This is a genomic window from Blautia sp. OF03-13, assembly GCF_003460685.1.
Taxonomy (GTDB): domain Bacteria; phylum Bacillota; class Clostridia; order Lachnospirales; family Lachnospiraceae; genus Fusicatenibacter; species Fusicatenibacter saccharivorans.
In genome coordinates, this window is the sequence record NZ_QTVR01000014.1 from 1 (window position 1) to 14,571 (window position 14,571).

Annotated in this window: 7 protein-coding genes and 1 pseudogene; 6 read left to right on the forward strand and 2 right to left on the reverse strand. The window is 40.1% G+C overall.

Annotated features, from left to right (window positions below):
• Both DXA55_RS19330 and DXA55_RS11450 read right to left on the reverse strand, forming a co-directional pair.
• Positions 1 to 114: pseudogene (locus DXA55_RS19330) on the reverse strand (IS66 family insertion sequence element accessory protein TnpA); the annotation flags it as partial.
• Between the two features lie 144 nt (positions 115 to 258).
• Positions 259 to 621, reverse strand: a complete 363-nt coding sequence (locus tag DXA55_RS11450; protein ID WP_117805382.1) for a helix-turn-helix domain-containing protein — start codon at positions 619 to 621, stop codon at positions 259 to 261.
• A 217-nt stretch (positions 622 to 838) separates the two neighbouring features.
• Here DXA55_RS11450 and DXA55_RS11455 point away from each other — a divergent pair, with 217 nt between their 5' ends.
• The 6 genes from DXA55_RS11455 to DXA55_RS11480 all read left to right on the forward strand — a co-directional run bounded on the left by DXA55_RS11455 (position 839) and on the right by DXA55_RS11480 (position 14,487).
• Positions 839 to 1,714 carry a tyrosine-type recombinase/integrase gene (locus DXA55_RS11455; RefSeq protein WP_242998507.1) on the forward strand — a complete coding sequence of 292 codons (876 nt, stop codon included), beginning with the start codon at positions 839 to 841 and terminating at the stop codon, positions 1,712 to 1,714.
• Between the two features lie 298 nt (positions 1,715 to 2,012).
• On the forward strand, positions 2,013 to 3,671 hold the full coding sequence (locus DXA55_RS11460) for a PucR family transcriptional regulator (RefSeq protein ID WP_117814234.1): 1,659 nt from the start codon (positions 2,013 to 2,015) through the stop codon (positions 3,669 to 3,671).
• 273 nt (positions 3,672 to 3,944) lie between these two features.
• Positions 3,945 to 5,399, forward strand: a complete 1,455-nt coding sequence (locus DXA55_RS11465; RefSeq protein WP_117814236.1) for an Rrf2 family transcriptional regulator — start codon at positions 3,945 to 3,947, stop codon at positions 5,397 to 5,399.
• A gap of 126 nt (positions 5,400 to 5,525) precedes the next feature.
• Positions 5,526 to 13,103, forward strand: coding sequence for a hypothetical protein (locus DXA55_RS11470; RefSeq protein ID WP_117814239.1), 7,578 nt, complete (start codon positions 5,526 to 5,528; stop codon positions 13,101 to 13,103).
• A 17-nt stretch (positions 13,104 to 13,120) separates the two neighbouring features.
• Complete coding sequence (locus tag DXA55_RS11475; RefSeq protein ID WP_147342016.1) at positions 13,121 to 13,390, forward strand: hypothetical protein; 270 nt, start codon at positions 13,121 to 13,123, stop codon at positions 13,388 to 13,390.
• Positions 13,391 to 13,599: 209 nt separating this feature from the next.
• Positions 13,600 to 14,487 carry a Cna B-type domain-containing protein gene (locus tag DXA55_RS11480; RefSeq protein WP_117814243.1) on the forward strand — a complete coding sequence of 296 codons (888 nt, stop codon included), beginning with the start codon at positions 13,600 to 13,602 and terminating at the stop codon, positions 14,485 to 14,487.
• Positions 14,488 to 14,571 lie beyond the last annotated feature (84 nt).

Consider the following 14,571-nt stretch of genomic DNA (forward strand, 5'->3'; position numbering starts at 1 on the left):
AGTTCCTGGCTTGATATCATGTTCCACACACCATTGATGATCTGTCAATCCACTTTGACGGCATTCCATGATGAGACGGTATTGTTCTTCGACAGGTATTCTTTTGCTTTTCATGAGCACACCTCCATAACTTGAATAGAGTAAAATGCTCGCACCTATCATTTCTAGCAAGAAAAGATGAAGTAAAATGCTTGCATTCTCTATTGATTATTATGGGATATTTTTTAGGGCAACACAATCCGTCGAATTATTTTGCACTTACCTTTTTTGAGAGAGAAGGGTAATTTCTTTCTGATTAAAAAGGTTGTTACATTCATCTATAATAGCTTCAACTGTGCGTACCTGTGAAGGCGTGAGTCGGCGGAGCTTATCTGAAAGAATCAACAGATCCTTATCTATAATTTCACCAGTGAGTAAATAATCGGCACTTACTTCTAAAGCAGAGGAGATTTTTAGCAGATTTTCAGGCCTCATTGCTCGCTTCCCTGATTCAGCATAAGAAACAAACTGGGTAGTGACTTCCCCTTTTTCTGCAAGTGCTTCTTGAGTGAGTCCCAGCTTTTTTCGACGATCCATAATTCTTTTTCCGATTTCCTGTAAACATAATTCGCTATCCGACATTAGTATAAGACATCTCCTCTCGTATTGTTAAATTATATCCACAATAGATGATAAAAATAAGCGTCTACTGTTGACTAAAATCAACAATACGATATATAATCGGAGATAAATATTGAAAAATCTTGGATGCATAACAAGTAGAAAAAGTAGTGTATGGGAATACGAAAAAGCGAACAGCTATAATGAAAGAAAATGAATTCTCAGGAGGACTATGATTATGGAACAGATGGATTTTTCAATAGAGCTATCAGAAAGTGAGATAGAAAAATTTGCAGATTATCTATACCAGAAAGAAAATGCAAAAGCAACAATCAATAAATATATGGCAGATATAAAAAAGTTTTTATCTTTTTTGGCAGATGATAAGCGGATCAATAAAAAAGTATTGTTGCAATATAAAGAATGGCTTGCTCAAAAATATGCTGTCAATAGTGTTAATTCAATGCTTGCCGCCTTGAATCAGTTCCTGGAATTTTTGAATGTAGGAAAGCTGAAAGTGAAAAGAATAAAAGTGCAGAAGCAGCCTTTTTTACAGGATCAGAAAGAATTGACAGAAAAAGAATGCAGGAAATTGATTGCAACAGCTATGGCAGAAGGAAAAGAACAGCTTGCATTGTGTATTGAAACAATAGCATGTACAGGAATTCGGATTAGCGAAATAAAATTTTTTACAGTGGAGCGTGTAAAATCTGGAAAGATAGAGATTTATAATAAAGGAAAGTATAGAAGGATTTTTTTGCCGAAGGTATTGCAAAGGAAACTTCTTTCCTATTGCCATAATAACCAAATAGCAGAAGGTTGGATATTTGTCACGAAAAATGGGAAGTTAAAAGACAGAAGTAATATTTGGAGAGAAATGAAACGATTAAAAGAAAAGGCAGGAGTAGCAGAATCAAAAATATTCCCGCATAATTTTCGACATCTATTTGCAAGAATTTATTATAAAGTGACAAAAGATATTACAGGTCTTGCTGATTTACTTGGACATAGCAGTATCAATGTAACGAGAATATATACAGCAACTACAGAAACAGTGTTCCAAAAGAAGCTGGATAAGATTGTCGAACAGGAAATATTGGAATGTACAACATAATATCTGTTATGTTGTTTATGGACAGATTAAGTTTCGTACGATATAATGTTAAATAACACCCTGCTATCTGTTATGCTGTTCATATTACATAGTTCCTTTCTGATTTTTTGGTAGCTGTGCCCTATTTAAGTACCGCTCTTGGTAAATTGGCTATAATCTTTATTATTTTTATTGCTTAAAGTTATCTTTTAGAGGAAATGAATGACTTGCAGAAATAGGGTAGAACAGGTTAATAGAGGCACTGTACAACATAACAGATATTATGTTGTATTGATTTGGCAATGGATAAGGAGTAACGATGGGATATACTGTAAGAAAATTACTTGAATCAGAACAATTTCCAAAAATGAAGCTGCTTTGCGGTGAAAAAGGTCTAGATTTGGAAGTGAAAGGCATTCGAATAATCGAAATTGAAGATATGGAGCGATACCTGACGGGTGGTGAAATACTCATAACCAGTCTTCAGGTATATTTATCATGCAGTGATCGAGAAGTAGAGCAGCATTTTGAAGATTTAGTTAAAAGTGATATAAGTGGATTCATTGTAAAGAAAAAAAAAGAATATGATCCTACAGGACGCAGATTGAGTTTATTAGAAAAACACTGCAAAAAATATGAAATTCCTCTGGTAGAAATTCCAGGAGATTTATATTACTGGGGAATTATCCGTCATGTTATGATGCAGGTATTCGATAAAGACACTGCACGCTTAAAGTATTTTAAAATTACACATGATAATTTTAATACGTTTATTTTAAAAAATAATGGATCAAGCAATACAGCAAGTGATATTATCAAATTTTTAAGCATCATGATCGAGAATCCTGTTGTATTGTATTATGGTAATCTTAATTGTATGGTTTCAACAAACTTGGACAACTCCAAGTTAATATTGTCAGATGAAATTCAGCCATATAAACCCAATATTATTACGAAATTTCAATATATGAAGCAGATGAAAGGAAGCTGTGTTCAATATATAGTGAAATTTGCCATATTGAGTGAGGTGGATATATATATAACAATAACAGAAGAAAATAGAGAACTGATAGAACTTGATTATATGGCAATCGAGAATGCGATTATTAACTTGCAGTATGAATTTTTGAGTGAATTTGCACAGGATGAAGTGAAAAAGAAGTATCAGAGAGATATTATCCATAATATTCTGAATGGATTACTGAGTTCGAAAGAAATGACTGAAGCGGCAGCACAGCTCGGAATGAAAGAAAGCGATACTTACAGGGTTGTTGATTTTCATACCATCACAAAAAATGTACAAAGAAAATATACAAAAGAACAGCTTCACGAAGTAGGTGTTATCGAGGGTGAATTGATGCATCTTTTGCCGGATGCGCTTATTTACAGAAATATGGATCAGATTGTTATGATTCAACAGGTAGATTCCAATCAGACAGAACTGGAATATCAGAAAGAGATGGAAGAAATAGAGGAGGTTATCCAGCGAAGCATCCTTTATAGAAAGAAAGATACAGACTTTCAGATTGGTATAGGAAAAAGTGTGGAAGGGTATCAACGATTGAAAGAATCTTATTACGAAGCAAGTCAGGCTATCAAGTATATTGAGATTATCCGCCTGGTGACTGGTGATAAGAATAAGTCAGTAGTACATTATTCGAACCTCGGATTTTTCCAGATATTCGGCAAAGTTGATGATATGACGGAATTGGAAAGATGCATTCCGGAAACATTAAAGAAATTATATTTATATGATGATGAACATAAGGGAGAATTGATTACAACCTTGCAGATGTATCTTAGAAATAATCAAAGCATCAAGAAAACTGCAGGTGCAATGTTTGTTCATTATAGAACGATATCTTACAGACTTGAAAAAATAAAACAAATTTCTGGAATTAATTTTGACAATGCAAATGAAGTGCTGGCAGTCAGTAATGGTCTGATTATTTATAAAATGTTAAAAGAAATAGAATAGAAAAAGAAAGAGAAATCGTGTTGAGGCATGGTTTCTTTTTTTTTGAACGAAGTTCATAAAAAGATATTAATGGAGAATATCGATACAATGGAACAGATTTTACAAAAAAACGGATAAATATTTTCATTGATTGTACATTATATTAACCGGTTTCAATCTGTATAATTGGGAAACTGATGAGAAAATATTTCAGGAAAAGAATCACTGCTACAGAGGATAGTATTTTTTTGATACAAACTAAGACCTTGCAGGGTTTAGATTAGAGGGATAACGATGCAACTAAAAAATTCAACAGATTACGCAATTAGAATTGTGTGTTACTTAGCAGCACAGGAACGGATGGTATCTACATCAGAATTATCACGGAAGCTAAATGTTTCTGCTAATTATGTTCCTAAAATAGCGAAAAAACTGAAAAATGCAAAAATAGTCACTGCCTGTGAAGGTACAAATGGTGGCTATATGCTGGCAAAACAACCGGAGAACATTTCTTTAATGGATATTATATCGTGCGTAGAGGAAACAATGGCAATTAATCGTTGTTTGGAAGAAGATCGATTTTGTTCCAGAAATTTAGAAGATACCTGCAAGATACATAAAATATTGTTGAGTTTGCAGAATACATACAATAATAAATTAGAGAGTGTAAAGGTTTCAGACGTTATTCGCCCTGGAGAAGATGAATATTTTGGACGATTTTATGTTGTATTAAAACTGAACTTAAAGGAAAAAAGCTACGAGTGTGTGTATTCACATATCCGTGAAGTGTACGAGAAAGTAAGAAAAACAGAAAGCTATGAAGAGTTCATAAGCCAATATGTAGAAAGATACGTGTATGCTTCTGACAAAAAAATGGTTCATGACTTCTTATCAAGTGAAGGATTAGAAGAAAGACTAGTTGATGGATGTGAGGAAAAAGATCTTCCGTATCGCAGAATTACTGGAAAAGATAAGAATGCATATGTTTGGATGGAAGCAAAAAAATATATAGATGCAAATGAGAATACTGCAATTATTACCTTACATAATGAGAAAATTGTCCAGAACACAGTTATAAAGATGGAACGAGAACTCATAAAAAAAGAACAAGATATGACAAAGCAGTATTGGGATATGGTATCACTTTTAACTACTGTATTGAATCATAATCATTTAGTTGAAGTAGGGTACCAAGATGACATCAGTTTCTATACGAAACAGGTATATCTTCAATTGCAGAAAAAATATCCAGAATACGGGATTACGGATGAAGAAATTGCGTCAGTAGCGCATTTGGCACCGATTCATGATATTGGAAAGATAAAAGTACCAATTGAAATTTTAAATAAAAATGGAAAATTGACGGATGAAGAAATGAATGTAGTAAAGCAACATCCATTAGTAGGTGCAGCGATGACCCAGAGATTCCCAGAAGGGATAACAACGGAAAAGCTGAACCAGTATAGCTATGAAATATGCAGACATCACCATGAAAGATATGATGGTTCAGGATATCCGGACGGTTTGAAAGGGAATGCAATTCCAATGTGTGCACAGGTCGTTGGGATTGTGGATGCTTACGATGCATTGATCAATGATCGTCCATACAAAAGGAAATATGAACCGGAAGAGGCAATCCAGATGATTTCAAATGGTGAATGTGGAGCGTTTTCAAATCAGCTGATGCAATGCTTTCAGGAGGCAGCAAAGCAGCCAGAGTGGTTAAAAGTAACAAAAAGTCAAGCATGACAGAAGATTTGAGGCGATTTTGTGAACAAGAAATTGAGTGTTTTAAGACGAATTACAGCAGTTGTTCTGTGCGTTACATTATTATCTTCGCAAGTCGTAGTTGCGAATGCTGAAGATTCAGAAAGAATGAATGTGCAGACCAATAGTGAAATTACAGATATATCGGAACAGGATGGTTTCGGCAGTGATACATCTGAAATATCTGATATCACGGAAAGTGATATTCCTGATTCTTTTGAAGGAGAATCAGAGCAAAATACAGATATTAGTACTGAAGTAACAGAGAAATTTGGTAATTCTGAAGATCAAGGATTTACAGATGGAGAAGAAACAATTATCGAGGATGAAAACACCTCAGATACTTTGGAAGAAGCAAATCCAGATTATGAAGATGGAAAAATATGTATCTACAATTACCAGCAACTTCTGCAAATCGGTACAGGAACACAGATGTTTTCCGGAGACAAAGATGGAAATGTTGGTGAAGGGGATAAGGTTCTTGCAGATGGTGCAGAACTTACCTATGCATCAGACGCTTCCTATTGTTTGATGAATGATATTCCAATAGATAATGAAAATGTCTGGAACTTCCCATCAGATTTTACAGGTAGCATCACTTCATCATCAGAGCGCACGGGCAACACAGTATATGATTCAGTGACTGATACGATTTATGTGTATAACCGATACCAGCTTGAATTGATGAAAGGGGAATCTTCAGACAGCGAACCTGTAATGAGCGAGGATTATATTGCTGAAAAAGTTGGAATGGGACAGGTTTTTACACTGGAAGATGGTACCTATCTTACTTATAGCAAAACACATAATTATGTGCTTGCTTCTTCATTTACAACAGAAACACCGGAGCTTCTTGCAAATAAGGCTGGGACAGAGGAGACAACTAAGGATATTACTAGCGCTTATCCATCTGATTATGAAGGAAGAAATTATTTCGGTCAGGTGGTAAAAAAGATCGGTGATAAAAATTATATTCTGATTGGAAATGAAACACAGCTCCGGGCAATCGGAACAGATGCGGAAGTGACAGAACCCATCTGGAAGGTGTATGAAACAAGAGAGAAAAAAGGGGGATTACTGGGGGGAGCACTGAGTGGATATACAGACTGGACACCGGCTGCGGATACAGCAGAATACAAAACAGAACTGTATTATCCGGGTGATGCGGATCTGGCCAATTTTAAAGATGGAGACAAAGTATATGACTGGTCAAAAACTGCATTGTATGCAAATGATAATGGTGGACACGAAATTGGAAAAGCGGAATATTTGGATGCCCCATCCTTAGACGTAGCTGGTTTGAATGCTACAAAGCGTTATCTTTATGTGGGCAGTACGATCCAGGATTCTGCAAATATGATAGTAACTGCATCTGAGGACAGTCCTTCTGATGATTCTACGGAGGAGGCCTCCGGTGAAACAGAAGAAGTTTCTGGTAATACAGAAGAGACTTCCGGTGAAGCAGATGGAAATGCAAAAGGCAGTGATCTGATTGATATGGTTCCGGCAGAAAACAATGAAATATCTGTATCTGGAAATGATGATATTTCTTCAGAAGCTGCAGCATCGGACACTACTGTATCAGATACTGAAAACGAAGAGATTTACGATGAAGATGCTTTTATCAGTGATGAAAGTGAAAGTGATTTTTCAGATGATGCGGATCCAGAAAGTATACAGGTTGAAGAGGATAAGACCTACGTTCTTACTTATGATATAAGCAAAACGACTAATAAGGTGAATATTGCAGGCACCGGATATAAATATAGCAAGGATGCGGATTATATTATCTTTCGTGATATTGATCTTTCCAAAGAGGGCACCAATTCCAATGGGGAAGATGATGATTGGGATCCTATTGATAATTACCAGGGAAACATGGAAGGCCGAAAGGGAATGGTTGAAGGTCAGAGTATAACAATCAGCCATATCAATATTTCACAGAATAATCCAGTCGATCAGGACAGGCAGGCAGAATATGGTATCGGATTTTTCAGAAATTTGACAACACCATATTCTACATCCCTGACAATATCCCAAAACCCGATCACTGTGAAAAACATTACTCTTTCTGATGTGACGGTTTCTACAACAACACAAAAGGTTAAACAAAATGTCAGTTTGATTGGAAGTGTGCTGAAGCTCCTGCTTGGAAATTTAAGTGGACTGAAACCGGATCCGCAATCCCTGGCAACGGGAGGATTTGCAGGCGTCATAAAAGGAAACATCCAGATTGAAAACTGCAATGTAGAAAATTTACGTGGAGTTTCAAATGTAAATGATCGGACCGGTGGCTTCGCAGGCTATGTCAGTGGTATGACACAGTATGACCTCATATCAAATGGATTAGGAGGCCTGGTTACTACTTTAACAAAAATCCTGAATCTGATTCCTCTGCTTGGAGCCGGTGACCTGCTGACTGTCCTTTTAAATGGAGGATTACTCAGTGTAAAAAATCTGATTCCGGTAGGCTATGTCAATCCATGTATTCAGAATTGTTCTGTAAGCGGTGGCACTTCTGTTACAGGTCAGAAGAGTACCGGTGGATTCGCTGGGGAAGCCATTGGTGCAGTGATGAAAAACTGTTCTGTGGGTGGCACTGCCACAGTGTCTGGAAATGATTGCTCTGGTGGATTTGTGGGACGTTCTGCGAATGCAGTTGTGGCAGGCGCATTAAGCAGCCTTGGTATTGAACTTATGGGGAACTTTCCGGTCAATACAGTTATGCTGAACTGCAGAATTGATGGAACGGTAAACGTATCCGCACAGGGAAGTTTCGCTAAGGAAAGTGGTTATGCAGGCGGATTTATTGGCGAAATGCGAAATAGTTACGCTGTAGACTGCAGTATTTCTTCTTTGGGTACAGTGTCCGGAAAAGATTATGCCGGAGGATTTGCCGGTATAGCAACCCTTGGTGATGTAGCGGATATTGATGAAAGCCAGGGACTTCTGGTAATTGTAAAGGATCTTCTTACAGGGTTGTTAAATGGTAAATTTACCAACATGGATATCCTGAACCTGGTAGGACTCCGGCCTTCTGTTATAAGCGGATGCACCATTGCAGGAGATAACATTTCTGTAACAGCGAACGGTAAAAATGCAGGTGGACTTGTGGGATATGCAGGTGCTGTCCAGATTTCCAATACTTTAGAACTTGCAGATGACTCAAAATCAACTACAAAAGCCCTCCAGCGAGTGCTTAATAAGACGGGTCTTACCTACGAATTTTCAGACCGTGTGAATCAGATCAATGCAGCTTCCTCTATGAAGGTTTCAGCAACAGAGAATGCAGGAGGAATCTTAGGTTACGCTAAGATGACCAGTGTCGGTGATGTCCTCGGTGGAACAGTTACAGCAGCAGACTATATGCGTTTTGAGTGCAAGGACTGTTCCGTAAACGGAGGCTCTTCCGGGCTTACGGTTACTGCGTCAGATCAGGAAAATGGTCGTGCAGGAGGTGCTATCGGTTATGGAACAGGTGGAGAAGTAAGGAAAACATCCGTCACAAATCTGAATTCCGTAACGGCCGGAAAGTGTGCCGGAGGTTTTGCCGGGTATTTCGGAAGCGGCACCCTTGCCAATGTTGGAGGTATTAAACTTCTGGGATTACCGCTACTAAAAATTGACAGCCTTCTTTCTGTAGGTCAGATGATTGAGACGTTTGCAGTTGAAAGTACTGTTTCAGGTGTTGCGTCAGGATATAGTGTGTCTACCCAAAATGAGAAAGGTTACAGCGGTGGCTTTATTGGAGAATGCATCAGTGGACGAGCAAGGGACACAAAGATCAGCAACCTGAAAACGGTTACTGCATCCGCAGCATCAGGAAAAGCCGGTGGATTTGCAGGTTTTGCCAAAGCCGGAGATGCATTAAGTGCCGGAGATTCTACTACATCACAACTGACAGGAATCGAATTGGAGAACCTGCTAGGCGTTGTCAGTGCCCTGAGACCGGAGTTCAATAATACTTCTATTGCATATGTTTCGAATGGTTCTGACCCTCAGGTATCCGCTGATATGGCGGGCGGTTTTGTGGGAGATGGACAGGCAGTAGATATCAATTATGGAAACAACAATTCCGGATTTAAAGCAGACACAGACACGAATCCATCTTCGAGTGAATCTACAGATGAAAAGAATAGTGAAGAAGCAGATTTCATTTCAGCAGTCACGAATAGCGAGGATGGAACAACAGAAGGTGAGACTGGTGCGATTGCAACAACAAATATTACCGGACTTTCCTATATAAAGGGAACCAGCTATGCCGGAGGCTTTGCCGGAAGATTGATGCCCGGTGATGTGGCACAGACAGGTTCTATTAAGTTACTGGGGCTCTTAAATGTAACTCAGCTTCTCAGTGTCATGGATGTGGCATATCCGAGGATTTCCGATTCTTCTATTGAAGGAAACAACTTAGTCGTAACAGCATCCGGAAAAAATGATGATGTGGCGCTTGGAGATGCCGGAGGATACATCGGTAATGGAAAAGCAGTTATGGTTAAAAACTCTGATGTGACTAATGTAAAAGAAGTCACAGCGCCGTATCATGCCGGTGGCTATATCGGAATCATGCGGTCCGGAAGTGCAGCGGAGGCAGGAGATGCCACAGGAGATCTTTTGAACAGTGTCCTTGGTAAGATTCTGAGTCTGAAAGAGTTGGCGAGTGTCTTGCAGGCTGCATCCAGCAAAATTACAAATTGCAAAGTTGCTGGTACCGCAGATGGATTGACTGTTACAGCTGACAACGGATTTGAAAACGCAGAAGGCTATGCAGGTGGCTTCGTTGGAGAGATGCAGAGCGGTCATGTAGATAATTCAGCAAATGCTGTTGATTCCGGAAAAGGAACGGCAGTAGAAAATCTTCTGAAAGTAGAAGGCCTTCGTTATGCCGGAGGCTTCGGAGGTCTGGTAAAAGCCGGAGCGGTTGCAGAGATTGGAGCTAAATCATCAATTCTTACAAAACTGGTTGATCTGACAGGATTACTATCCCTGGTCAATGCTTTTGTTCCGGTGATCAGTAATGCCAGTGTTAATTCTGTAGAAAAAGGGTTTACCGTTACCGTTACAGGTACTCTTGAAAAAGACAGCACCAACGATGCGGATGCCGGAAGTGCCGGAGGCTTTATCGGATGCGGAACTGGTGTACAGATCAGCAATTCCGATGTAAATAAATTGCAGCATACAGGTGTCAGGGAGCCAAAGAATCTGCAGCAGGAAGATGGTAGCAGTTATTACGGAAGCGACAGTGCATATGCGGTAAGTGGTTATCGTTATGCCGGCGGCTATATTGGGAAAGCTGCTATGGGAAGTACGGCGGCTATCGGAGGTGCAAGCGTTCTGGATCATGTACTTTCTGCTACAAATCTGTTATCAGCATTGACCGTAGTTGCATCTATTATAGACAGTTCAGATGTTTACGGAGCGATAGGCGGATTTAATGTTCTTGCAACAGATGGAGACGGTGATACCGGAAAAGCCGGTGGATATGCAGGAGAACTTCTTGGAGTTCAGATTCAGAATAGTAATTCTTATAATTTTGCACATATCATAGGGCGTGAAAGTGCCGGTGGATATGTTGGAACCATGGAGCCGGGGAGTGCGGCAGATGTGGTAGATGGATTAAGTGCTATTGGAGGACTGATCAAGGCAGATAATCTTCTTGGCGTTTTACAGGCATTTGTTCCTGTGATCAAAAACAGCGAAACAACCTGTGTACCTTGTGGAGGTGCTGTGAGGGCTCAGGCTGAAAGTGATGATGGCATTTACCGTGGACTTGCAGGAGGATATGCAGGTTACAACTATGGCGGTCAGATCTGGGGAAACAATACGGATAACTGGAAAGGTGCTGCATATACAGGAACCGTAAGAGAATGTGCGGCCTATCGTATCCGTTCCGTATATGGAACGGAATATGCCGGAGGTTATACAGGACTGATGCGGTGTGCGAATGTTGCAGATACAGGAAGTCTGAAGGTTTTATTTGGTCTTATCAAATTAGATAATCCGCTGACGCTTCTTCAGGCAGTGTATCCGACAGAAAAGAATACAGCTGTTTATGGACCGCTTCGTGGACTGGATACGGATACCTGGAACAAATGGGTTGGTGCTGTCGGTTCTTATGGAAGTTACGGTAATAAATTACAGGCACTTGGTGAAGTCAATGATCAAGAGCAGTTAAATGAGATCATTTCTCAGTATGCATATGGATACGCAGTCACAGCAGGAAGGAGCATTCTGGCAAGTAAAGCAACACAGGGCGGTTCTGCTGGAGGTTATGTTGGACGGATGGAAGGCGGTACCATAACAAATGGAACTGCAACAGATCTTCAGTTGGCAGAGGCTTATAGAAGCAGTGGTGGATTTGCTGGTGAGATGCTCACAGGTTCTGTGGCAAACACAGGTGGAGTTTCACTGGAAGACCTTAAGATTATAGGTGCAGACAGCCTGGCAGCATTAAAAACCTTTGTGCCAGTCGTGAAACAGTCCCATGTGGAAGGATATCGTTCCGGAGCAAGGATCAAAGCAACCGGTATTGCAGACAAAGATCCGGCAGGATTTGCCGGAGGCTATGTGGGAAGAATGATCGGCGGCCAAATCTGGGGAGATGAAACTTCCTCCTGCAGTATCACAAATTTAAGGCGTGTAGATGGAACTTCCTATGTAGGCGGTTTTGCCGGAAAAGTAGATCCGGGTAGTGTGGCAGCTATTGATACAGCTACAAAACAGGGACTTTTGAATAAACTTCTGGATGTTCTTATGGTAAATGCTCCGGCAGAGCTGATTAAGGTTCTGAATGCTACTGTTTCCACCATCCGCTGTGCATCTGTGTCAGCCTGGGATGACTGGGGCGTGATCGTAAACGGAACCTATCAAAATGGAAACAATACAGGGTATGCAAAAGCAGCTGGAGGATTCACAGGAAGTCTTTGTGGAGCAGTTCTTGGCGAGAAGGATAAACCGGAAAGCGGAATCCGTGCAGACAAGATTCGCTCTGTAGTAGCCGGTGAATATGCCGGAGGATGCTTCGGTATTGCGGATGTTTCCGGTGCTGCAAATATTAGTGCCAATGGTGAGACCTCTGTCTTACAGTATCTTTTAAAGCTTGGAAAAACCGATGTGCTGGATGCATTCCGAAGCTATGTATATTACGGAAATGTCACAGGAAGCCCAGATGCAGGGCTTGGCGTCAGTGCTAACACAGTAACAGATGCAGGACAGAATAATCAGGTTACATACAGCGGAACAGCTGGAGGATTTGGTGGTTCACTGTTAAATGGATCTGTCAAAAACAGCACTGTAACAGGATTAAATTATGTAACTGGACTGAACAGCGTAGGTGGCTTTGTAGGATACTCCGGAAAAAGCGGAGTTATAAAAATGGAGAAGCTGGATGTGCTGGGAGATAAATTTGGACAGCTTCTTGGCGGTGCCCTCGGCGTTTTGGATATTTTTGGTTCCCACATAGATGACAGTAGCGTGACAGGAGTACCTGGTGGTTATACCGTTTTGAGTAAAGGCGGACAGGAGCAGATTGCAGGAGGATTTATTGGTTACGCAAATCTTGCCAGAATGTCAGGTTGTAGTGCCGGAGATGCCAAAAATCAGGAAAATAGTCTGAAACTGGTAGAATCCGGTGGAACAGCCGGAGCTTTGCCGGAAGAACAAGCTTTGCCTATCTTGCAGATGTAAAACTGGATTCCACAGTGGTGGATGCATTATTCGTAGTTCTGGATCAGCTTGTAAGGGCATTGTATTTGGATAAGATTCAGGATTCCGACTTGTTGCATATTAATCTTGGAATTGTGAAGGTTGATGCACTGTACGATGGAAATCTCATCCATGTGAATCTGCTTGGACTGGATATTTCTGTTGGGCTATCTAAAAAGTCTGATGATAACAATCAGCAGACAGATTTTGCAATCATTAAGATCGGAGATCCTCTATTAAGCTTCCATGTGACAAAAACGGAATCATAACGAAAGATAATGATGTAAAGTCCAACATCAGTGTCAACCTGATTAAGGCAAACAGGACAAAAATTACAGACAGCAATGTATATGGAATCAATACGGGATACGATGTCTATGCCGGCGGAGCAGGAAATGATGCGGATGGTTCTGCAAATGATGGACGAAGCGGAGGTTTTGTTGGATACAACGATGAAGGACTGCTGAAGAATAACAATATGTACTACTGTGATGTGGTCCGTGGAACATCTAAGCTGGTGGGACCATTCAGTGGAAAAAGTGATTTGGACTCTGTATATGACTTTAATACAAAAGCAGGTGTAGAAGGTGAGAATAACAATTATCGTATTTACCGAAAACCGGCGATTAGTTTTGATGAGATCAAAAAGAATTCGAAACTTCTGACAGATACGTTCAGTCAGGAAAATGGATGGAGCATCTTCTCAGTAAAACATGTCGTGCAGGTAGATGAGTATAACACATTGCAGAATGCAGTTATGGCAACAAAAGATTCTTCTGAAACAGCAGATCTGAATGCTTATGTATCAGATGCAAAAGCCGTTCTGATGTCAGATACCAAAACGACAGTAAATACAGGTGATAGCACATCACCGGAACCATCAGATGCACAGGATCCATGTGATGAATATATAAATCTGACCATTAATAAGGTATGGAAAGATTTCCGGAATATGGACAACATCAGACCAGACACTATTAAGATTACAATTTCCAGAAGCTGGACGGATGCAGAAGGAACAAAACATACAGAAGTCGTGCCAAACTATGAAAACTATGAAATAAAAGGTGATATCTCAAAATCTACATGGCAGAAAGTGATTGAAACTCTTCCAGCCTACATAAAAGATGATGCAGGAACTCCGCATTATTACAAATATTCTGTTACGGAAACTGAAATAAAAGGATATACAACTACAATCGAAACTTCTAAAGATGGATTTACCTTCACGATTATCAACCGGCATTTTGCACTGCTTCCGGATACCGGCGGCGAGGGCATTATGATGTTTATCATAGCAGGTGGCCTGTTGTTAGCGTTCCTGCTTTATACCGGACGCAGAAGGAAACGGAAACAGACGATGTAGGAAAGGGGGAGCAGGGGCATGAGAGAGATATGGCTGCGTGGGGAACTTCCACCGTAAAGGCTGAAAGAATTCCGAGCGAACCAA

What these genes read in the sequence shown, in the direction of transcription:
- DXA55_RS11450 (WP_117805382.1), bottom strand. Translation starts at nt 621, where the DNA reads ATGTCGGATAGCGAATTATGTTTACAGGAAATCGGAAAAAGAATTATG.
- DXA55_RS11455 (WP_242998507.1), top strand. Translation starts at nt 839, where the DNA reads ATGGAACAGATGGATTTTTCAATAGAGCTATCAGAAAGTGAGATAGAA.
- DXA55_RS11460 (WP_117814234.1), top strand. Translation starts at nt 2,013, where the DNA reads ATGGGATATACTGTAAGAAAATTACTTGAATCAGAACAATTTCCAAAA.
- DXA55_RS11465 (WP_117814236.1), top strand. Translation starts at nt 3,945, where the DNA reads ATGCAACTAAAAAATTCAACAGATTACGCAATTAGAATTGTGTGTTAC.
- DXA55_RS11470 (WP_117814239.1), top strand. Translation starts at nt 5,526, where the DNA reads ATGAATGTGCAGACCAATAGTGAAATTACAGATATATCGGAACAGGAT.
- DXA55_RS11480 (WP_117814243.1), top strand. Translation starts at nt 13,600, where the DNA reads ATGTACTACTGTGATGTGGTCCGTGGAACATCTAAGCTGGTGGGACCA.